General features: G+C 63.0%; 21 protein-coding genes. 12 read left to right on the top strand and 9 right to left on the bottom strand.

Annotated features, from left to right (window positions below):
* Positions 1-110 precede the first annotated feature (110 nt).
* The 5 genes from tig to SynA1544_RS00315 all read left to right on the top strand — a co-directional run bounded on the left by tig (position 111) and on the right by SynA1544_RS00315 (position 6,201).
* On the top strand, positions 111-1,520 hold the full coding sequence (gene tig / locus SynA1544_RS00335) for a trigger factor (RefSeq protein WP_186514414.1): 1,410 nt from the start codon (positions 111-113) through the stop codon (positions 1,518-1,520).
* Positions 1,521-1,563: 43 nt separating this feature from the next.
* A complete protein-coding gene (gene clpP, locus SynA1544_RS00330) occupies positions 1,564-2,238 on the top strand; it encodes an ATP-dependent Clp endopeptidase proteolytic subunit ClpP (protein WP_186514413.1) in 675 nt (224 codons plus the stop codon).
* 90 nt (positions 2,239-2,328) lie between these two features.
* Positions 2,329-3,678, top strand: a complete 1,350-nt coding sequence (gene clpX, locus SynA1544_RS00325) for an ATP-dependent protease ATP-binding subunit ClpX (protein WP_186514412.1) — start codon at positions 2,329-2,331, stop codon at positions 3,676-3,678.
* Between the two features lie 4 nt (positions 3,679-3,682).
* Positions 3,683-4,321 (top strand): lecithin retinol acyltransferase family protein, encoded by a 639-nt coding sequence (locus SynA1544_RS00320; RefSeq protein ID WP_186514411.1) that lies wholly within the window; start codon positions 3,683-3,685, stop codon positions 4,319-4,321.
* A gap of 23 nt (positions 4,322-4,344) precedes the next feature.
* Positions 4,345-6,201 carry a DNA polymerase III subunit gamma/tau gene (locus SynA1544_RS00315; protein WP_186514410.1) on the top strand — a complete coding sequence of 619 codons (1,857 nt, stop codon included), beginning with the start codon at positions 4,345-4,347 and terminating at the stop codon, positions 6,199-6,201.
* 56 nt (positions 6,202-6,257) lie between these two features.
* On the opposite strand, the gene SynA1544_RS00310 is transcribed toward SynA1544_RS00315, so the two are convergent.
* A complete protein-coding gene (locus SynA1544_RS00310) occupies positions 6,258-7,577 on the bottom strand; it encodes a glycosyltransferase family 2 protein (protein WP_186514409.1) in 1,320 nt (439 codons plus the stop codon).
* Positions 7,578-7,601: 24 nt separating this feature from the next.
* Complete coding sequence (locus tag SynA1544_RS00305) at positions 7,602-9,146, bottom strand: SpoIID/LytB domain-containing protein (protein ID WP_186514408.1); 1,545 nt, start codon at positions 9,144-9,146, stop codon at positions 7,602-7,604.
* 57 nt (positions 9,147-9,203) lie between these two features.
* On the opposite strand from SynA1544_RS00305, the gene rpmI reads away from it, so the two are divergent.
* From rpmI to SynA1544_RS00290, 3 genes are read left to right on the top strand one after another with little or no spacing between them, the layout of a single operon-like run.
* Positions 9,204-9,401 (top strand): 50S ribosomal protein L35, encoded by a 198-nt coding sequence (gene rpmI, locus SynA1544_RS00300; protein WP_006852081.1) that lies wholly within the window; start codon positions 9,204-9,206, stop codon positions 9,399-9,401.
* A gap of 57 nt (positions 9,402-9,458) precedes the next feature.
* The gene (rplT, locus tag SynA1544_RS00295; protein WP_186514407.1) at positions 9,459-9,806 is read left to right on the top strand and encodes a 50S ribosomal protein L20; all 348 of its coding nucleotides are present in this window, start codon (positions 9,459-9,461) and stop codon (positions 9,804-9,806) included.
* An 11-nt stretch (positions 9,807-9,817) separates the two neighbouring features.
* Positions 9,818-10,336, top strand: coding sequence for a hypothetical protein (locus SynA1544_RS00290; protein WP_186514406.1), 519 nt, complete (start codon positions 9,818-9,820; stop codon positions 10,334-10,336).
* A gap of 38 nt (positions 10,337-10,374) precedes the next feature.
* Here the strand turns inward: SynA1544_RS00290 and SynA1544_RS00285 are convergent, their stop codons facing one another.
* Complete coding sequence (locus SynA1544_RS00285) at positions 10,375-10,920, bottom strand: hypothetical protein (protein WP_186514405.1); 546 nt, start codon at positions 10,918-10,920, stop codon at positions 10,375-10,377.
* Between the two features lie 51 nt (positions 10,921-10,971).
* On the opposite strand from SynA1544_RS00285, the gene SynA1544_RS00280 reads away from it, so the two are divergent.
* From SynA1544_RS00280 to SynA1544_RS00265, 4 genes are all read left to right on the top strand, one after another.
* The gene (locus SynA1544_RS00280; protein WP_186514404.1) at positions 10,972-11,790 is read left to right on the top strand and encodes a thiazole synthase; all 819 of its coding nucleotides are present in this window, start codon (positions 10,972-10,974) and stop codon (positions 11,788-11,790) included.
* A gap of 92 nt (positions 11,791-11,882) precedes the next feature.
* Positions 11,883-12,056 (top strand): photosystem II assembly protein Psb34, encoded by a 174-nt coding sequence (gene psb34, locus SynA1544_RS00275; RefSeq protein ID WP_114988853.1) that lies wholly within the window; start codon positions 11,883-11,885, stop codon positions 12,054-12,056.
* A gap of 74 nt (positions 12,057-12,130) precedes the next feature.
* Entirely contained in the window at positions 12,131-13,327 is a 1,197-nt protein-coding gene (locus tag SynA1544_RS00270; RefSeq protein WP_186496650.1) for an NAD-dependent epimerase/dehydratase family protein, read from the top strand.
* 13 nt (positions 13,328-13,340) lie between these two features.
* Positions 13,341-14,486, top strand: a complete 1,146-nt coding sequence (locus SynA1544_RS00265; protein ID WP_186514403.1) for a glycosyltransferase family 1 protein — start codon at positions 13,341-13,343, stop codon at positions 14,484-14,486.
* Here SynA1544_RS00265 and mrdA read toward each other — a convergent pair.
* The 6 genes from mrdA to cbiD are packed head-to-tail and all read right to left on the bottom strand — an operon-like array spanning position 14,483 to position 20,677.
* Positions 14,483-16,270, bottom strand: a complete 1,788-nt coding sequence (gene mrdA, locus SynA1544_RS00260; protein WP_186514402.1) for a penicillin-binding protein 2 — start codon at positions 16,268-16,270, stop codon at positions 14,483-14,485. The genes SynA1544_RS00265 and mrdA overlap by 4 nt on opposite strands.
* Complete coding sequence (locus SynA1544_RS00255) at positions 16,270-16,650, bottom strand: hypothetical protein (protein ID WP_186514401.1); 381 nt, start codon at positions 16,648-16,650, stop codon at positions 16,270-16,272. Before SynA1544_RS00255 ends, mrdA begins: the two co-directional genes overlap by 1 nt.
* A 9-nt stretch (positions 16,651-16,659) precedes the next feature.
* Complete coding sequence (locus SynA1544_RS00250; RefSeq protein WP_115081413.1) at positions 16,660-17,271, bottom strand: hypothetical protein; 612 nt, start codon at positions 17,269-17,271, stop codon at positions 16,660-16,662.
* 57 nt (positions 17,272-17,328) lie between these two features.
* The gene (locus SynA1544_RS00245; protein ID WP_186514400.1) at positions 17,329-17,952 is read right to left on the bottom strand and encodes a sulfotransferase; all 624 of its coding nucleotides are present in this window, start codon (positions 17,950-17,952) and stop codon (positions 17,329-17,331) included.
* A complete protein-coding gene (guaA, locus tag SynA1544_RS00240) occupies positions 17,952-19,538 on the bottom strand; it encodes a glutamine-hydrolyzing GMP synthase (protein WP_186514399.1) in 1,587 nt (528 codons plus the stop codon). The genes SynA1544_RS00245 and guaA overlap by 1 nt, the downstream gene beginning before the upstream one ends.
* 32 nt (positions 19,539-19,570) lie before the next feature.
* Positions 19,571-20,677, bottom strand: a complete 1,107-nt coding sequence (gene cbiD, locus SynA1544_RS00235) for a cobalt-precorrin-5B (C(1))-methyltransferase CbiD (RefSeq protein WP_186514398.1) — start codon at positions 20,675-20,677, stop codon at positions 19,571-19,573.
* Between the last annotated feature and the right edge of the window lie 17 nt (positions 20,678-20,694).

The following is a 20,694-nucleotide window of genomic DNA, read 5'->3' as shown; positions in this document are numbered from 1 at the left end:
GACATCACTACGTAGAGAACGTGATGCCGGCCTAACGACGCGTTCAGCTTACCGATCCAGCCTGAATTCACCCGTTGCATAAAGTGCTGGGCTGCCCTTTCCCTTCCCCCATGAGCGCTGCAGCCCTGAAGGTGACCACCGAAGCCCGCCCTAGCAGCCGCCTGGCGGTGACGGTCACCGTTCCTGGGGAGCGCTGCAAGACGAGTTACGAAGACGCCATCACCAACCTGAGCCGCAGCATCAACCTGCCGGGCTTCCGCAAGGGCAAGGTGCCGCGCACGGTGCTGGTGCAGCAGCTGGGTGGCGTGCGGATCAAAGCCACGGCTCTGGAAAAACTGATTGATAACGCCTGGCGTGACGCCATCCAGCAGGAATCGCTGGAACCGATCAGTCAGCCTGATCTGAGCAGTGGTTTCGACGGCCTGCTGGAGAGCTTTGAGCCCGGCAAGGAACTCACCTTCACCCTGGAAGCCGACGTCGCCCCGACGCCGAAGCTGAAAACCACCAAGGGCCTGAAGGCGGAATTTGAAACCGTCGCCTACGACGCCTCCCGGGTCGACGCGATGCTTGAGGACTCCCGCAAGCAGATGGCTACGGTCGTGCCGGTGGAAGGCCGTGCCGCCAAGAACGGCGACATCGCTGTGCTCGGCTTCAAGGGCACCTACAGCGATGACCGCAGCGAGATCGAGGGCGGCAGTGCCGATTCGATGGATGTGGACCTGGAAAACGGCCGGATGATTCCCGGCTTCATCGAAGGGGTCATCGGCATGAAGGTCGGCGAGACCAAAACCGTGGACTGCCAGTTCCCTGACGACTACCCGAAGGAGGACGCCCGCGGACGTAGGGCCGCCTTCGAGATCGAACTGAAGGACCTCAAGACCCGCGAACTGCCCGAACTGGATGACGAATTCGCCAAGCAGGCCAGCGAACAGGAAACCCTGGCGGACCTGCGCAAAGACCTGGAGCAGCGGCTCAAGGACGACGCCGAACGCCGTCAGACCAGCAACCGCCGCGATGCCCTCGTCGCAGCCCTGGTGGAGCAGCTGGAGGTGGAGCTTCCGGAAGCCCTGATCCAACAGGAAAGCCGCAACCTGCTGGAGCAGACCGCAGCCCAATTCGCCCAGCAGGGCATGGATGTGAAGTCGCTGTTCACGCCCGACCTGGTGCGCAACCTGATGCAGAACTCCCGCCCCGAGGCAGAAGAGCGTCTGCGCCGCAGTTTTGCCCTCACCGCCCTGGCTGAAGCGGAGGACATCAAGCTTGACGACAAGGATTTGGACGCCAAGATCAAGGAGGTGAAGAAAGAGCTCTCCGCCGACGCCAAGATCGATCCCGAGCGCCTGCGCCAGGCCGTGATGGATGACCTGATGCAGGACCGTCTGATGGGCTGGCTCGAGGAAAACAGCACCCTCACCGAAAAGGCGCCGGCTGCGGATGACAGCAAAGCTGAAGCCAAGAAAAAGCCCGCCGCCAAGAAGACCGCGGCCAAAAGCAAGTCCAAGGCGGACGCCAAGGACTGAGCAACGCCCATAGATTGGCCCAACTTCACCGCACACCGATCGCGTGATCGACGCCCGCAGTCACCACCCCATCCAGAACCGCTGGCGGGCCGCCATGCCCGTCTCGGCACCGGGGCCGCTGCCCACTGTTGTGGAGCAGTCCGGTCGCGGCGACCGCGCCTTCGACATCTATTCCCGCCTGCTGCGGGAGCGGATCATCTTCCTTGGCACCGGTGTGGATGACGCCGTTGCCGATGCCCTGGTAGCGCAGATGCTGTTCCTCGAAGCCGAGGATCCAGAGAAGGACATTCAGGTCTACATCAACTCCCCGGGAGGGTCGGTCACCGCTGGCCTGGCGATCTACGACACGATGCAGCAGGTCGCCCCTGACGTGGTGACCATCTGCTACGGCCTCGCCGCCAGCATGGGTGCCTTTCTGCTCTCCGGAGGCACCAAGGGCAAGCGACTCGCCTTGCCGAATGCTCGGATCATGATTCACCAACCCCTCGGTGGCGCCCAGGGGCAGGCGGTGGACATCGAGATCCAGGCCAAGGAAATTCTTTATCTCAAGGAAACCCTGAACGGGTTGATGGCCGAGCACACCGGCCAGCCGCTCGACAAGATCTCGGAAGACACCGACCGCGACTACTTCCTTTCTCCGGCAGAAGCGGTTGAATACGGCCTGATCGATCGCGTGGTGGACAGTTCCGGGGACGGAGGAATCATTACGGAGGGCTGACAGACGCCCTTCCGTTCTCGATCCTGTGTGTTCAGGGAGACCCCATCGGTTGATTCCTGAATTGTTCTCCTGCGTGGTGCCCAGCGTTCGATGGCCAAGTTCGACGCCCATCTGAAGTGTTCGTTCTGTGGGAAATCCCAGGACCAGGTGCGCAAGCTGATCGCCGGACCTGGCGTTTACATCTGCGACGAATGCATCGATCTCTGCAACGAGATCCTGGATGAAGAGCTGGTGGATGGGCAGGGCAACCCACGCCACAGCCATGAGCCGAGCCGAAAGGCCACCCCAGCCGCCCGCAAAAGCAGCAAGCCGGCCCCCACCCTGGCTTCCATTCCAAGGCCGCAGGACATCAAGAGCTTCCTGGACCAGCAGGTGGTCGGCCAGGACGCGGCCAAGAAGGTGATGTCGGTGGCGGTCTACAACCACTACAAACGTCTGGCCTGGCAGGGGGATGGCCAGGGTGAAACCGAGGAAACAGCAACCCGGCTGCACAAGAGCAACATCCTGCTGATCGGACCCACCGGCTGCGGCAAGACGTTGTTGGCCCAGACCCTGGCCGAAATGCTGGACGTGCCTTTCGCCGTGGCCGATGCCACCACCCTCACCGAAGCGGGCTACGTGGGTGAGGACGTGGAAAACATCCTGCTCCGGCTGCTGCAGAAGGCCGACATGGATGTGGACCAAGCCCAGCGGGGGATCATCTACATCGATGAAATCGACAAGATCGCCCGCAAGAGCGAGAACCCCTCAATCACGAGGGATGTATCCGGCGAAGGGGTGCAGCAAGCCCTGCTGAAAATGCTGGAGGGCACGGTGGCCAACGTGCCGCCCCAGGGAGGCCGCAAGCACCCCTATCAGGACTGCATCCAGATCGACACCAGCCAGATCCTGTTCATCTGCGGTGGTGCCTTCGTCGGTCTGGACGACGTGGTGCAGAAACGCATGGGCCGCAATGCCATCGGCTTCATGCCCAGCGACGGCCGTGGACGCAGCCGCGCCAACCGCGACCTTCAAACCGCCCAGGTGCTGCGGCACCTGGAGCCGGATGATCTGGTGCGTTATGGCCTGATCCCCGAGTTCATCGGCCGGATGCCGGTGAGTGCCGTGCTGGAGCCCCTGGACGAAAGCGCCCTGCAATCAATCCTCACCGAGCCCCGCGATGCCCTGGTGAAGCAGTTCCGCACCCTGCTGAGCATGGACAACGTGCAACTGCAGTTCGCCGATGACGCCATCGAGGCAATCGCCCAGGAGGCGCACCGGCGCAAGACAGGTGCCCGCGCCCTGCGCGGCATCGTTGAGGAGCTGATGCTGGACCTGATGTACGACCTGCCATCGCAGACATCGGTGAAGGAGTTCACCGTCACCCGGGCGATGGTGGAGGAACACACGGGCGGCAAGGTGCTGCCCCTGCCTGGCGCGGAACAACAGAAGACCGCCTGAAGTCTTGGCTGCCGCTGACCACCTGGAGGTGCCGCGTCAGCACGGCCTGTTCAACCACCACGGCATCGACCTCGGCGACGGAACCGTCGCCCACTATCTGGAGGGGCGGGAAATCCTGCGCAGCCCACTGGAGGAGTTCAGCCAAGACCAACCGCTGCGGGTGATCAGCCATCCCGAGGCGTCACCGGTGGGGGTGACCCTGCGCCGGGCCATGGGGCGCCTGGGAGAACAGGACTACAACCTGCTGTTTAACAACTGCGAGCACTTCGCCACCTGGTGCAAAACCGGACGTCATCGCAGTGACCAGGTGGATTCCGTGTTGGAGCGGGCCCGCCACTGGAGCGGGCTGATGCCTTCGGCGCTAATGCGGGGCCTGGAGCTCCTGGTGCAACGGGGCCTGCTCGATGACGATGCCCGCGCCATGGCCAGGCGGGGTGTGGAGAAGCTGGAACGCCTACGCCTCTCGCTGCTGCACAAGTTGGAGGGTCTGCTGGAACAGGCGGGAAAAGGGTCCAATCGACGGCTGTTGCTCACGGGCCAGAGCCTGGCCGATGAACTGGCCGCCGTGGAAGACCTCAAACAACGAATTGATGCCCTACTCGAGCAGCGCCCCGCCCTTCCAGGGTCGAAATCCTCTGAGTAATCTCCTTTCAACGCCCGCGGCGCATGAGTTCGGCCTACCAGCCGCTGCATCACAAATACCGGCCCCAGCGCTTTGATCAGCTGGTGGGGCAGGAGGCGATCGCCGCCACCCTGGGCCACGCCCTCACCAGCAATCGCATTGCCCCGGCCTATCTGTTCAGTGGCCCCCGCGGCACCGGCAAAACCTCCAGCGCCCGCATCCTGGCCCGCTCGCTTAATTGCCTGAACAGCGAGGGGCCCACCCCAGAACCCTGCGGCACCTGCGAGCTCTGCACCACGATCGCCGCCGGCACCGCCCTCGATGTGATCGAGATCGATGCCGCCTCCAACACCGGCGTCGACAACATCCGCGAGCTGATCGAACGCTCCCGCTTCGCACCGGTGCAAGCCCGCTGGAAGGTGTACGTGGTGGACGAATGCCACATGCTCTCCACCGCAGCCTTCAACGCCCTGCTCAAAACCCTGGAGGAGCCACCACCGCAGGTGGTGTTCGTGCTCGCCACCACCGACCCGCAACGGGTGCTGCCGACGATCCTGAGCCGTTGTCAACGCTTTGATTTCAGGCGCATTCCTCTGGATGCCCTCAACAAGCATCTGAGCTGGATCGCCGAACAGGAAGCGATCGAAATCAAGCCTGAGGCCATTCATGTGGTGGCCCAGCGGTCCCAGGGAGGCCTGCGGGATGCGGAAAGCCTGCTGGATCAGCTGAGCCTGCTGCCGCCGCCGATCGAAGCCGCTGCGGTGTGGGATCTGCTGGGGGCAGTCCCCGAACAGGAGCTGTTGGAACTGGTGGGGGCCATGAGCAGCGCCGAACCTGTGCAGCTGCTGGAGGCCACCCGAAACCTGCTGGACCGGGGCCGGGATCCCGGGGCCGTGCTGCAGGGTCTGGCCGGGATGCTGCGGGATCTGGTGTTGATGGCGGCCGCTCCAGACCGACTGGAACTCACCAGCGTGTCGCCCCAGTTCCGCGAGCAACTGCCCGCCCTCGCCAAGGCCATCGGCCGAGCCCGCTTGCTGCAATGGCAGGCCCAACTGCGCGGCACCGAGCAACAACTGCGCCAAAGCGTGCAGCCGCGCCTGTGGCTGGAAGTGCTGCTTTTGGGGTTGCTGGCGGAACCGGTACAGGCTCAGAGCACAGCCACAGCTCCGGCCCCAAGACAACCTGCGACAACGCAACCAGCAGCAACAGCAAGCCCACCGACAACGCCAGTCGCCCCTCCTGCTCCCACAGCTTCCGCAGCAGCACCTGCAGCAGCCCCAGCTCCTTCGCTGGAACTACCGACGGTCTCCACCCCTGCACCGGCAGCCAGCACCAACCTGCCCGAGCTATGGCAACAGATTCTGGGCAGTCTCGAACTGCCTTCCACCCGGATGCTGCTGTCGCAGCAGGCCCAACTGGTGCGCCTGGATGCCAACTGCGCCGTTGTGCAGGTGGCAGGCAACTGGATGGGGATGGTTCAGAGCCGGGCATCCCTGCTGGAACAGGCCCTGGCCAAAGCTCTTGGAGGCTCGAGGCAGCTGGTGCTGGAAGCCAGCAACAGCGCCATGCCACCCGCGATGGCAACAGCCCCGGTCAAAGCCCCCTCAATCACTCCACCGACCACACCCCCCCCGGTCGCACCGTCCATCACAACAACGCCGGTCGAGCCGCCAACACCGGTACCGGCCCCAATGCCGGCTCCCTCAGTCACACCAGCGCCAGCTCCGGTGCCAACGCCAGAACTGCCGCCCACCCAAACCAAACCTTCGGACGCCAACCCGACAGCTGCACCAGCAGAATCCAGCCCTCAACCCAGTCCTCCCTCAGGCCTGGATCGTCAGGCCCGCAACCTGGCGGACTTCTTCAACGGTCAGGTGCTCGACGTTGACGACGTCAACTGAGTGAACGACGATTCAACGACCCTCCCCACGGTCATACCGTCCAACATGCAACAACCTCAGGCCTGAACCGGATGCTCCTGACCATGGCTGGTTTTGGCCCAGACCAAACGTTTGGGGAGCAGTGACATCCGCACCGTCACCCAGGGAATCACCACAAACCAGTGGCCGAGGTAGGCAATCGCCACAAGGAGATTGCCCAGGCTCGCTGTGGGGATCTCCGGCCCCTCGCTACCACCGCGACAACCGCGCCAATAGGCCAGACCCGAAACGCTGAAGGCCACCACAGACAAGGGCCAGTAGAGCGGCAGGCTTCGGGTGATCAGAGCCGTGCTCAGATCAGCGAAGGACACCACCGGCAAGGCGTACTGGAGCAGAAAAAAGGCCGTCAGATCCAAGCGCTGACGAAGACTCAACTGCGCTGAGGTGAGCACCGGCCAGTAATCGAAGAACCGCTGCAAGCCACCTTCCGCCCAGCGCTGCCGTTGCTTCCACAGGGCCTGAAGACCGGGTACCGCCTCTTCCTGAACCGGAGGGTCCCACAACAATCCCACCAAAGCGCCATGGGTCAGCAGGCGGAAGCTGAGGTCAAGGTCATCGGTGACGGTGTCTTCATTGAAACCACCACTGGACTCGAGCACGGAGCGTTTGATCAGCTGTCCGTTACCCCGCAGTTCGGCCACGCCTCTATTGGCCAGTCGGCCCGACTGGATTACCGCATCCAGAGCCATCTCCATTGCCTGGGATCGCGTCAGCCAATTGCGATCGGCATCAATCACGGCCTTGCGCAGCTGCACCGCCGACCAACCACCCTCCAGGGCGTAGGGGACAAGACGCTCAAGCAGGTCGTCCTGCAATTGGGCATCCGCGTCAAGCACCAGCAGCCACTCACCCTTGAGACGGTTCAAGGCGGTGTTGAGCGCACCCGACTTGCCACCACCGGCATTGCGCTGGCGATGGATGACATTGAGTCCAGGGTGCTGGCTGGCCAGATCGTCCAGCAACTCGGAGGTCCGATCAAGACTGCCGTCGTCGATCACCCAAGTGGTGAGTTGGTCGGACGGATAGCGAAGGGATGTGAGCCGTTCCACCAAACGCGGCACCACCGCCTCTTCATCACGGGCTGCAACCACCACATCCAGGCTGGGCAGCTTCGCCGGATCGATCGCTGGTGCGGAGTCCGATGACCCACGCGTCAGCTGCCCGCGCATGACGGAACGCAGCCCATAGCCCCCAAGCATCAAGGCAAGACTGATGGCGGGCCAGAGCGAACGGGCGGAATCGAGCCAGTGGGGAGCAGCACCAGCACATCCACAGGCGAACAGGAACGCTGCCGATTTCACCCGACGGTGATCACCTGATGTGGCGTTCGAGCTCATCCAGCTGCCCAGGTGGGTAGGACTTTAAGGGGACTGCGCTGGTGTTGAGAGTGGGCCGTAGACAGTCCCTGGGTAGTAATGGCTCAGGATCCGCTCCACGGGCCAGCCACGCCAGGCCAGGTCGATCGCTCCAGCCTGCGACAAACCGGCCCCATGGCCAAAGCCACCACCCACCACCAGCCAGCGTTCAACACTCTGCGCCTCCAGCACGAACAGGGTGCTGGGCAGGGTGGGAAGGGTGCGACGGATGGCATCCAACTTGAGGATGACTGGAGCGGCGTCGCTGCTGCCTGAGACCTGCAAGGCCAGCACCCGTCCGCTGGCGCCCCGCTCCATCACCTTCAGTTGCAAGGGAGATACCAGGGGGTCTGCGGCTGCTCCGAGGGCCTGACGCAAGTCCGGACCCGAAAGGGTTCGGGTCCAGCGGAAGCGGGGGTGGCGCTGGCCATAGGCCCCACTGCGATCGGCAAGCAACACTTCCACCGCCTTGCGCTGCTGCAGAGGCAAGGAATGACGGTTGCGCCAGCCCTCATCCCCATCCGGCTTCGCCCGCAAGTAGATGCTGGGCTGCATGGCCCAGGCTTCCGGCCCGGCAGCCATCACCCCGCCATTGGTGGCGTGATACACGGCGCTGATCGGCTGATTGTTCAGGCTGAGCAACTTGCCCTGAGTGGCTGCAATCGCCTCGCGCACAGCAGCTCCCGCATGGCGGGGATCGCTGTAGACCTGACACTGGGTGTCGCTGCAGAGGTGATAGCCATCAACGCTGAAGCGATGGCTGTTGGCCAGAGCCCAGGTGCGCGCCAGAACGGTCTGGGCCTGCAACGCCGCCATCGGTGAACCGGCACCGATCTCATGGGGCACCACCCCCTCGAGGTAGCGCTCCACCGGCACCTGCTCCACAAGGGTCCAGCTGCCATAGGCATCCCTTTGCAAGCGAAAGGGCCCTTCAAAACGTCCACCCGCCCAGAGCAACCCATCCGAGGCCTCAATCAAGAGAGGTCCTTGCAGGGGGCGCTCACCCTCCAGCGTCTGCAACACCGGTTCGACGGTGCTGGTGACGGTGCTTTGCCAATCGCGCACGGCCAGACCATCGGGAACAGGCGAGCCCTCCGGCGCCCACACCTCCCACTCCTTGGGATGGGCCACCTCGGCCGCAACTCCAAGAGCACGCCAACGGGAGGCGACACGATCCGCCGACTCAAAGCTGGCGTAGGGACCTGCAATCCGGCGGGCCAACTTGAGCGGACGGGCCAAGGCAACGCTTCGCCAGGAGATCACGAACGCTGAACCACTGCTTTGCTCCCCGGTGGCGTCGCGAAGGCTGAGCGATCCAGCAAAGGCCTGCAGATGCAAAGGAGCTGCCGTTTGTGCAGCACCGAGATGATCCTCCAAGGCCACCCAGAGCACCGGTTCATGGCCCTCGACCGGCGGTGGGTCAGCGACGGAACGGTGCATCGCCCGTTGAACCGGTTCCACCACTGCGGGTTGGAGAGGATCGCTCTGCTCACGGGCGCGGCAGCCAAGACCCACGCAAAGCAGCAATGTGAGCGTCAAGAGCCGAATCATTCAACGGGGGGCACATCAGGACGTATTGTTGTCGTTTGTGTCCGAACGAGCAGACCAATGCCCAAGCTGAAGACCCGCAAAGCTGCCGCAAAGCGGTTCAAAGCAACCGGCACTGGCAAATTTCTGCGTCGTCGCGCTTTCCGGAACCACCTGCTGGACCACAAAACCCCCAAGCAGAAGCGTCATCTGGCCACCAAGGCTGTGGTGGACCGCACCGATGAGGAGCGCGTGACCCTGATGATGCCCTACGCCTGAGCAAAACAGCTCGGACGAGACCGTTCAACAAGACCTGATCCAAACCCTTCCAACCTCATGGCCCGCGTCAAGAGAGGCAACGTCGCCCGTAAACGCCGCAACAAGATCCTGCGGCTGGCCCGTGGCTTCCGTGGTGGCAACGGAACCCTGTTCCGTACAGCAAACCAGCGGGTGATGAAAGCCCTCTGCAACGCCTACCGCGATCGCCGTCGTCGTAAGCGCGATTTCCGTCGCCTCTGGATTGCTCGCATCAACGCCGCTGCCCGCCTGAATGGTGTGAGCTACAGCCGTCTGATGGGCGGTCTCAAGAAAGCCGATGTGCGCCTGAACCGCAAGATGCTGGCTCAGCTGGCCGTGGTTGACCCCGGTAGCTTCATCAACGTCGTGGCTGCAGCCAAGAGCTGAATTTCTCAACCGTGAACCTGCTGCCCCAGACCTACCTGCTGGGCCTGGTCGGCCTGCTTGCCATCGTTGCGGTGGTGGTGGGTCGACAATTTTTTCGTGTGCGTCGCGATGAAGCACGCCTGATTGAGCTCGAGAAATCCGACACGGCCTCGTCACGACAGGCCTCTGACCTCTACGAGCTCGGATCGGTTCAGTTGCGCAAGCGGTTGTACCCACAGGCGGCTGCCACCCTGAAGCAGGCCCTGAAACGCCTGAGTGGTGAGCCTGATGAAGCCCGTGCGCTGATCGAAAACGCACTTGGCTTTGCTTTGGCCGCACAGAAGGATTATTCCGGTGCCACCAAGCACTACAAGCTGGCACTGAAGGCAAAAGCGGACTACCCCGTCGCCCTTAACAACCTGGCGTTTGCCCAGGAAAAACTTTTGAAGGACGCTGAAGCGATCTCCCTTTATGAGAAGACGCTTCAACTGGAACCCGACAACTCCACCGCCAAGAAAGGATTGAAAAAACTCAAGCGTCGAAACAGCTGAGTTCTTTCAGATCCCCTGAGTACTCCCAAAAATTGAGGTCACCAGAGCGGCTGAACCGGAGGTTCTTCCTGGCAGCTGGGGTTCATCGCCAGGCGTCCACCCACTCCAGTGCTGGGGTCGGCCACATTGATCAATCGAGGTGCCTGCCAGCTGGTGGGACTGAACATCTGCAGGCCGAGGAAGACGCCGCCAGGCTCAACGCCCGCAATCAGGGGATCCGCCAAAGGGATGAGATCCAGCTGATCCGACTTGGCATGGAGATTGCCTTGGACCGGTGTAATGACAGACCCAAGGGTCATCGTTCCCCGAACATCCACCATCTGGCCCATCGCCGTCATCTGGGTGATGTGCAACGTGACATCGACGGTGGGATTGCCATCAAAAGGCTCAAATGTGCCGCACCATTGACGGGGCAACGATTCCGCCAGCTCTGCAGCGCGTGCGACCGGATCGAAGCTCTCAACCTCGAGTTCATTGAGCTCCAGAGGAACCGCTAACTGAATCGGATCCAGAGGCAACTGGGGATTGGTCTGGAACGGCACCTGGCTGCCAGCCGGGAGATCCATGGCAAGCAGGAACGGCATGGAAGACGATGGATGATGAAGGAACGGTAGGCCCTTTTGCTCAGACGCGTCATGGATTCGCCCTCCCTCAGCACCGACCCCCTGACCATTGGCGGGCGTCAGTTCAACAGCCGCCTGTTCACGGGCACCGGCAAGTACCCATCCATGACATCGATGCAGCAGAGCATCGAGCGATCCGGCTGCGACATGGTCACGGTGGCCGTGCGCCGTGTGCAGACCGTGGCGGCAGGCCATGAGGGCCTGATGGAAGCCATTGATTGGCAGCGGATCTGGATGCTGCCCAACACCGCGGGCTGCACCGATGCCGAGGAAGCGGTGCGTGTCGCCAGGCTTGGACGGGAGCTGGCCAAGCTGGCGGGACAGGAGAACAACACCTTCGTGAAGCTGGAGGTGATTCCTGACGCCCGGCACCTTCTGCCCGATCCGATCGGCACCCTGAACGCCGCCGAACGCCTGGTGAAAGAAGGGTTCACGGTGCTGCCCTACATCAATGCAGATCCCCTCCTGGCGAAACGGCTGGAAGACGTCGGCTGCGCCACAGTGATGCCGCTGGGCTCACCAATCGGTTCTGGCCAGGGCCTCAACAACGCCGCCAACATCGCGCTGATCATCGAGAACGCCGGCGTTCCGGTGGTAGTGGATGCCGGCATTGGTGTGCCCAGCGAAGCAGCACAGGCCCTGGAAATGGGCGCCGATGCCGTCCTGGTCAACAGCGCCATCGCCCTCGCGGGCGACCCCGCCGCCATGGCCGAGGCCATGGGTCAGGCGGTGAAGGCCGGGCGGACCGCCCACCTCTCCGGGCGCTTGCCACGGAAGGATCAGGCCTCTGCCAGCTCACCGACCACGGGCTTGGTGCAGTCACCCAAATAAAGTGAAGAGTCGTGAAGTCAGGTGAAGCCTGCTTCACAAAGGCAGGCAATGAGCATTTGGACTCATAAGGTCCGACCAGTCGCATTGGACCCATGTCGGTTACCACGGAAGACGGCGGTCGTCTCAACGCCTTCGCCAAGGAGCCACGCATGGAGGTGATGGACGTCGCCACCAGCCAGAGCCGCAACCGCAGCTCAATGATGATGCTGGTCAGCGGTGGATTGATTGTGGCCGCCATGGTGGCGGTGACCGTAGCCATCAGCTGAGACGGCTCACACTGAAAATCCCTGTAGTAGCTTGCCAGGATTGAGCATCACGCTCGTTCCAGCAGGAGTTTGGGGTGAAAGTTCTCGTTCTCGGCGGTGACGGCTTCTGCGGCTGGCCCTGTGCGGTGAACCTGGCTGATCAGGGCCACGACGTGTTGATCGTGGACAACCTCAGCCGTCGCAAGATCGATATCGACCTTGAAGTTGAGTCGCTGACGCCGATCGTGAGCATCGGCGAGCGCCTCAAAGCCTGGGAGGAGACCGGCGGCAAGCCGATGCGGTTTGTCCACATGGACATCGCCCATGAGTACCAGCGGTTGCTGGATCTGCTTCAGGACGAGCGCCCGGATTCCGTGGTCCACTTCGCGGAACAGCGGGCCGCCCCCTACTCGATGAAGAGCAGCGCCACCAAGCGCTACACCGTCGATAACAACGTCAACGGAACCCACAACCTGCTGGCCGCCATCGTTGAAAGCGGTCAGGACATCCACGTGGTGCACCTCGGCACCATGGGGGTCTACGGCTACGGCTCCCACCGCGGCGCCACCATCCCCGAGGGTTATCTCAAGGTGGAAGTGCCCCAGCCCGATGGCAGCCGCTTCGAGGAGGAGATCCTCCACCCGGCAAGCCCCGGCAGCGTTTATCACATGACCAAGACGCTGGATCAGCTGCTCTTCCTCTACTACAACAAGAACGACAAGGTCCGCATCACCGACCTGCACCAGGGCATCGTCTGGGGCACCAACACCGACGCCACCGATCGGGACCCGCGGCTCACCAATCGCTTCGATTACGACGGTGACTACGGCACGGTGCTGAACCGCTTCCTGATGCAGGCCGCGATCGGCTACCCACTCACCGTGCATGGCACCGGAGGCCAGACCCGGGCGTTCATCCACATCCGCGATTCCGTGCGCTGCGTCCAGCTGGCGCTGGAGAACCCTCCCGAACAAGGGGAGCGGGTGAAAATCTTCAACCAAATGACCGAGAGCCATCAGGTGGGCGAACTGGCCAAGAAGGTGGCCGCACTCACCGGCGCTCAGGTCAACAACCTGCCCAACCCCCGCAACGAGGCCGTTGAAAACGATCTGATCGTGGACAACCGCTGCTTCATCGAGCTTGGCCTCAACCCCACAACCCTCGATGACGGCCTGCTGAAGGAAGTTGTGGAGATCGCCACCCGCTACGCCGACCGTTGCGACCGCAACCGCATCCTCTGCACCTCCGCCTGGACCAAAACCCAAGCGCAGGCCATCGGCACCGCGTCCTGATCGAGCTTCATCCTTGAAAATCGCCTTCTTCACCGAAACCTTCCTGCCGAAGGTCGATGGCATCGTCACCCGTCTCACCAAAACGGTGAAGCATCTGGTGGACGCCGGCGATGAGGTGGTGGTCTTCTGCCCGGAGGGCTGTCCCGAGAAGTACATGGGGGCACGCCTGATTGGCGTACCGGCAATGCCGCTACCTCTCTACCCCGAGCTCAAACTGGCCTTGCCGCGCCCAGCGGTGTCAGACGCGATCGATGCGTTTCAACCCGATCTCATCCATGTGGTGAACCCGGCGGTGCTGGGTTTAGGAGGCATCTGGCTGGCCAAGAACAAGGGCATTCCCCTAGTCGCCAGCTATCACACCCATCTCCCCAAATACCTCGAGCATTACGGCCTGGGAATGCTGGAGCCGCTGCTGTGGGAAATGCTCAAAGCCGCCCACAACCAGGCCCTGCTGAATCTGTGCACTTCCACCGCCATGGTGAAGGAGCTCAGCGACAAAGGCATTCAGCACACTGATCTGTGGCAGCGGGGTGTGGACACGGAGTTGTTCCGTCCCGAGCTACGCAGTGAGGAACTGCGCCAGCGGCTTCTCGGGGGCCATGACGACCGCGGAGCGCTGCTGCTCTACGTCGGCCGCCTCTCGGCGGAGAAGCAGATCGAACGGATCCGCCCCGTGCTGGAGGCCCTTCCCGATGCACGACTGGCCCTGGTGGGCGATGGTCCCCACCGCCAACAACTGGAGAAGCACTTCGAGGGAACCGCCACCACCTTCGTCGGCTACCTCGCCGGGGACGACCTGGCAGGGGCCTACGCCAGCGGCGATGCCTTCCTCTTCCCCTCCAGCACGGAGACCCTGGGGCTGGTGCTGCTGGAAGCCATGGCAGCCGGCTGTCCAGTGGTCGGCGCCAACCGTGGAGGCATCCCCGACATCATCACCGACGGCGTCAACGGCTGCCTCTACGAACCCGACGGCGCCGATGGTGGAGCTGCAAGCCTGATCGAAGCCACCCGCCGCCTGCTGGGCAACGACCTGGAACGCCATGCCCTGCGCAGTGCTGCCCGCGCCGAAGCCGAGCGCTGGGGCTGGGCCGGTGCCACCGAACAGCTGCGGACCTACTACCGCACGGTGCTTTCAACGCCTCAACTCACGGCCGCCTAGCGCTGCCGGGTGCGCTCCCACTCCGCCAGCACCTTCTTGGCCATCGGCAAAGCGTGGACCGACCCACCTCCAGGAGTGTTCTGGGCAAAGGCCACCACCACGATCTTGCCGTCGGGATAGGGGGCATAGCAGCCGAACCAGGCATGATCAGGCCCTCCCGTGCTGTCTTCTGCCGTTCCGGTCTTGCCCGCCGCCGCAGGAATGCCAGGGCCATTGAGGCCAGCACCGGTGCCGGCCTCCACCACTTTGCGCAGGCCCTCCCGGATCGTCTGCAACGTTGATGGCTTCATCGGCACTTTGGTGCGGTGCTCCGAGCTCAGCCAGTCGATGTCACCGGCGGCAAGATGCGGCGTCACCAACCAACCGCCATTGGCAAACACCGCATAAGCGCGGGCCAACTGCAGGGGGGTGATCTGCACAACCGACTGACCGATGGAAGCACTGGCCATGTCCTCAGGAATCCAAGGCACCGTGCCGGGCTCCGCCCAACCCCGGCCACGATCGGCCCAGGGCTCATCTCCCACCAACCCAACACTCTCTTCCCAGCCGATCTCAATGCCGGTTTTCTGCTGAAACCCAAGCTGATCAGCAGCCTGCTTCAACGCCAGGGACCCAACCCCGACGCCCACCTGATAAAAGAACGTGTTGCTCGAGTGGCGCAGGGCATCGGCATAGCCGATGGTGCCGAAACCCTTGCCGTTGTGGTCCGGGAAGCAGTGGCCGCCGTAGGTGATGCAGGCCGTGGTGCGCAGCTTGGTGTCGGGCGGAAATTTGCCGGATTCCATGCCCGCCATCGCCGTCACCGGCTTCCAGGTGCTGCCGGGGTCATAGGGATTCATGGCCCGGGACAGCAACGGTTTCTTCGGATTGGAGAAGAGGGCGTCGTACTCCTTCTGGGTGGTGATCAGCTTGGAGAAAAAATTCGGATCAAAGCTGGGACGGCTGGCCAGGGCCAACACAGCACCCGTCGCCGCCTCCAGCGCCACCACGGCACCGCCAGGCTTATCCGCCAGCGCTTGCTCCGCCACCCGCTGCAGATCCAAATCGAGGGTGAGCACCAGATCCTTGCCTGCTTCTGAGGGACGATCGCCCAGGTTGCGCTGCACCTCGCCCATGGCATTCACCTCGAGCATCTGGCCGCCCCACTTGCCCCGCAGATGGCGCTCATAGGCCGCTTCAACACCGGTGCGACCAATGCGGTCGCGGATCTTGTAGCCCTTCTCCGCCAGGATTTCGAATTCGTTTTCAGTGATCGGCTGGGTGTACCCGAGGGCATGGGCCGCCAGGGTTCCGTTGGGATAGGAGCGCAGGATGTCGACATCCACCTGAGCACCCCGCAACCCAAGAGCTTGTTCACGGAAGCGCAGAACCTGCTCCGGCTTGAGATCCAGGGCCAATGTGGTGCGGTAACCATCCCGATCCAGACCCTTCTGACGGCGCTGATCCAGCAGATCAGGCTCCAGATTCAGCAGCCTTGCCAGGCGATCCCGCAGATCAGGCCAGTCGTCATCGCTGACCAGACGTGGCTCGAGGTACAGGGAATAGGTGAGCTTGCTCGTGGCCAGCACCCGCCCTTTGCGATCAAGCAACCGACCTCGGATCGGCGAGCGAGGCACAAGACGGATGCGGTTTTCGTCCGCCAGTTCACGGAAGCGTGAGCCCTCCAGCAGCTGCATCCAGACCAGGCGACTGACCATGGCGCTGCAGAACAGCAACACCAGCATCAGCAGCACCAGGGGTTGCTGACGCAGACCGGTCTGACGCTGCTGGACGGAACGGGTCATTACTGTTGCGGCTCTGGCAAACGGCGGCGCAACTCCTCGAGGCGCTCTTCGATCCGCCGCAAGGTCGGCAGCAAGTCGTCGGGGCCGTCCTGTTCAACCGTTGCCGGTTCATCAACAGAAACCGAGACAGGCATCACCGGATTGCCCAGCCCAGGGCTCACGGCATCCAGCTGGTCTCGGACGCCGCGCGCCACGGGCTCCCCTTCCTGACGCAAATCAGCGATGGGGTCCTCCGAGCCGGCGGTGAACGCCTCCACCACCTTGCCGGGCCCCCCCTGCCGGGCCCGCTCCAGCACGGCCAGCCCCACAGGGAGCACGTCCTGCATCAAGGACAGACGCAACTGGTCGAGCGGGTTATCGGAGTTGGAATCAGCGGCCATGGGGCCAGATCAACGGACCCCAGTCTGTCCCGAAGGCAGCGCCAATGTCGGACAAGCCGAACGGTCCGCCGCCAGGGACCAGCCCATCACGCCACTGAGCACCATCAGCATCACCACAGGCACCAGGGCTTTCTGGGTGGTGTCCAGCAGGATCCACTCGCGCCAGGCACGCCAGAAGCGGCTGCGCTCAAAGCGGCGGTGCTCACGGCTTTCATCGCGCTGACGCCGCCGGATGGCCTTGTCCACCCAGCGCTCGAAGGCCCGCTTCTTGGTGATCGTCATCTTGCGTTCCACCTCGAGCATCTGCCCGGAACCCAGCTCGGGATGGAAGGTGCTGATCAGCTCCAGGCTCTTGAGGAACATCTCCACAGCGCCATCGTGAACGGCAGTGGCGTGATCATCCAGCTGGCCCCAGTCGAGTTCGGGGTAGAAACGGCTGCGGTTGGCCGTGATCTGATCCTCCGTCAGCTGACCGGGCTCCCGCAGCCAGCGATCGGTGTTGCTGTCGAACCGCCGCCAGTAGAGGAAGGGGTTCAGATAGATCGTGCGGCCACCCAGCTGAATGCTGTCCTGCTGCAGCCGACGCTGCAACTGAACATCCTGCTGTTGTGTCGCCGTCATATCCCAAAGGCCGGTGGCCCAAGGTATCGATGATGCAGGGCCGTCGCCAGCTGTGATTCAGCCTGCGGCCTTCGCAGGACGTGCGCCGGCATGGGGCAACACCTCGCCGCGGATTCGGTAGCCGCGACGCCTGAGAAAACGGCAGAGCACGGCCTGCTCCGAGGGAACGCTGATGTCGAACTCAAAGAAATTGCTGCGTCCGGCAAAATAGCGCTTCAGATCAAGGTCATGGCGCTGCCAGGCCTCCTGCCAGTGCTGGCGCAGGTCCTCCAAGGTCAACGAGGGATCGTCATAGGCCCGACGCATCCGATCCAGATAGGCGCGGGCGTACTTGCCCTTGCGGTGGTTCATGCGTGAGTCCACCCAGCGGCTCACGTCGCGGGTGTTGTAGATGAAGCAAGAGCCTGGGTACTGCAGGTCCAACAAAGGGAACAGCCGGTAGGCGTAGAACTCACCACACAGCTCCATGTCCGTGTAGCCGCAATAGCCATCCACACCATCCAGCAGCGGCTTGGAGAAGGTGAAGTTGGCCTGAATCCGACGGGCCAAGCGCCCCTTGTCGTAGTGGATCGAGCTGTAGCCGTTCTTGCACAACAGCTTGTGGAACGACCGCGTGCCGCACTTGTTGTGTCCAATCAAAAAAATGCGGCCCGGTTTGGGCCGCAACCAATCCCAAGCCATCACTCCCACTCGATCGTGCCGGGGGGCTTGCTGGTGATATCGAGAACCACCCGGTTCACGCCCTTCACCTCATTCACAATCCGATTGGAGATGGTCTCCATCAGGTCGTAAGGAAGGCGGGACCAATCGGCGGTCATGCCGTCCTCACTGGACACACAACGCAGCACGATCGGCCAGGCATAGGTGCGTTTGTCCCCCATCACGCCGACGGAACGCACCGGCAGCAGCACCGCAAAGGCCTGCCAGATGTCGTGATATAGCCCTGCTTCCTTGATTTCCTGGCGAACGATCAGGTCGGCATCACGCAGGCAGTCCAGCTTCTCGTCGGTGACTTCACCCAAGATGCGGATGGCCAGACCAGGCCCCGGGAAGGGATGGCGGCGCACGATCTCCTCGGGCAGGCCGAGGCTGCGGCCCACCTTGCGCACTTCATCCTTGAACAGCTTGCGCAGGGGCTCCACCAGCTTGAACTGCAGGTCTTTGGGAAGACCGCCCACGTTGTGGTGGCTCTTGATCTTCACGGCAACCCGTTCGCCCGTCTTGGGGTCCACGTTGGTGCCAGCGCTTTCGATCACATCGGGATAGAGCGTGCCCTGGGCCAGGTAATCGAAGGGTCCGAGCCGCTTGCTCTCCTCTTCGAACACACGGATGAACTCGGTGCCGATGATCTTGCGCTTCTCCTCCGGATCGGTGATGCCCTTCAGCTTGCTGATGAACCGCTGACGGGCATTGATGTACTCCACATGGATGTTGAACTTCCGATCGAAAAAGTCCATGAGGAACTCGGGCTCACCCTTCCGCATGAAGCCCTGGTCGATGAACATGCAGGTGAGCTGATCACCAATCGCCTTTTTGAGCAGGAAGGCGAGGGTGGATGAATCCACCCCACCGGAGAGAGCCAACAGAACGCGCTTGTCGCCCACCTGCTCCCGCACCAGGCCAACGGCCTCATCGATGAACGCCGCGGTGGTCCAATCCGGATCACAACCGCAAACGTGATACACGAAATTGCGGATCAGGGCCATGCCGCAGGTGGAATGCACCACCTCGGGGTGGAATTGCACCCCGTAGAGCTTGCGTTGCAGGTGCGCCACCGCCGCCTCAGGCGTGTTGGCGGTGTGGGCCAGGCGCACAAACCCATCGGGCAGAGCCTTCACTGAGTCGCCATGGCTCATCCACATCGTCGAACCGTTGTCGACATTGGTGAGCAGGTCCGTGGGGTCGTCCACTTCCAGGGGCGCCTTGCCGTATTCGGCCTTGCCCGTGGCGGCTTCCACAACGCCCCCAAGCTGCTGCACCATCAGCTGCATCCCGTAGCAAACCCCCAGCACGGGAATGCCCAGATCCCAGATGCCGGGATCGCAGAGCGGCGCATGCTCGGCGTACACGGAACTGGGACCACCGCTGAGGATGATTCCCTTCGGAGCCATGCGTCGCAGCTCTTCGGCCGACGTGCTGTAACCGAGCACCACCGAGAAGACCTCGGTCTCGCGCACGCGCCGGGCGATCAGCTCCGAATACTGAGAGCCGAAATCAAGGATGACGATGGCCGGCTGACGCTGACCGTCGGACGAGGGCTGGGACATCGATCCTGGGAGGTATCGCTCGCGGACGAGCGTCAATCCCTCAATGTAAAGAAGCGCTTCTCCCCCTCCGGTCCCCACCAGCGCAGGGTGCGGCTTCGGTCGAACAGAGCAGCACCAATCCGCATGGACCAGGCGCCGTAGCGATCCACATAGGACTGGCTGCGCCGCTCCACGATCGCAGCCAGATGCTGCCCAAGGGCCATGGCTTGCTCAACCTCCAGTGCCTGAAAGGCCTCCTCAACGGATGCAGCACCCCGCAGTTGCAACAACTGGGCCACCGACAAACCGGCATCCAGGCCCAGGGCCACAAGCACCTCCAGACGGCCGTCTGCCAGGTGGTGATGGGTGTGAAAGATGCCGCCGGCCAGCTTGATCAACTTGCCGTGGTAACCGAGCAGCAGCAGATCGCGAACACCGGCTTCCGCCGCGGCCACCAGCACGGGCCCCACCCAGTTCCCCACCTTCAGCACGGGCCCCAGACCCTGCTGGCGGGCCAGATCCAAGCCGTTCTCACCGATCACCAGAACGAGGCGTCCCTGAAACGCCGCATCCGCAGCGAGCGCCCTCAGGTCTGCCAACACCTGCTGCAGTTGATCCGGTGCGGCGCTGCGCTGCACCTCCGCCTGGGTGCCGATCAACGCCAGACCATCAACAACACCGAAGGCAGCATTGCTGGTGCGTTCGGCCAGAACGCGGCCCCTCGGAAGAATCGGCTGCACCAGCAAGCCCCGACCTGGCGGCAGCAGGGGCAGCAGATTCCGCTCCAACAGCTCACGGGCAAAACCGGAGAGACAGACGTCCCCCTCAGCACCAAAACGACCCACCCCTTCTCCGGCCTGCAGCTCAAGCACCGGCTGGGATGCAGCGATCCAGGCCACCCGCACCCAGACCTCAAGATCCCGCGTCAGATCAAGGCCAGGCCCTGGATCACAACGGCTGATGCCCAGGGCCTCACCTGGTGCCAGAGGAGCCGCCGAGCAGACAGGCACCTGCATCGAAGGTTGATCTGACCCCTGACTCAACTGCTGCTCAGGCTCAAACGGCTCACCAAGCAACACCTGCAGGGCCGCCTTGGCCGCCGCCGCCACCCACACCGGCAGGGTCAATCCAGGGCTGGAGGGGGCGATGGAACCGGACAAGCTGTTTTCTAGAGTCG

The organism is Synechococcus sp. A15-44 (assembly GCF_014280115.1).
In the GTDB taxonomy this organism is placed as follows: Bacteria; Cyanobacteriota; Cyanobacteriia; order PCC-6307; family Cyanobiaceae; genus Parasynechococcus.
This window is presented reverse-complemented; position numbering and strand designations above follow the sequence as displayed.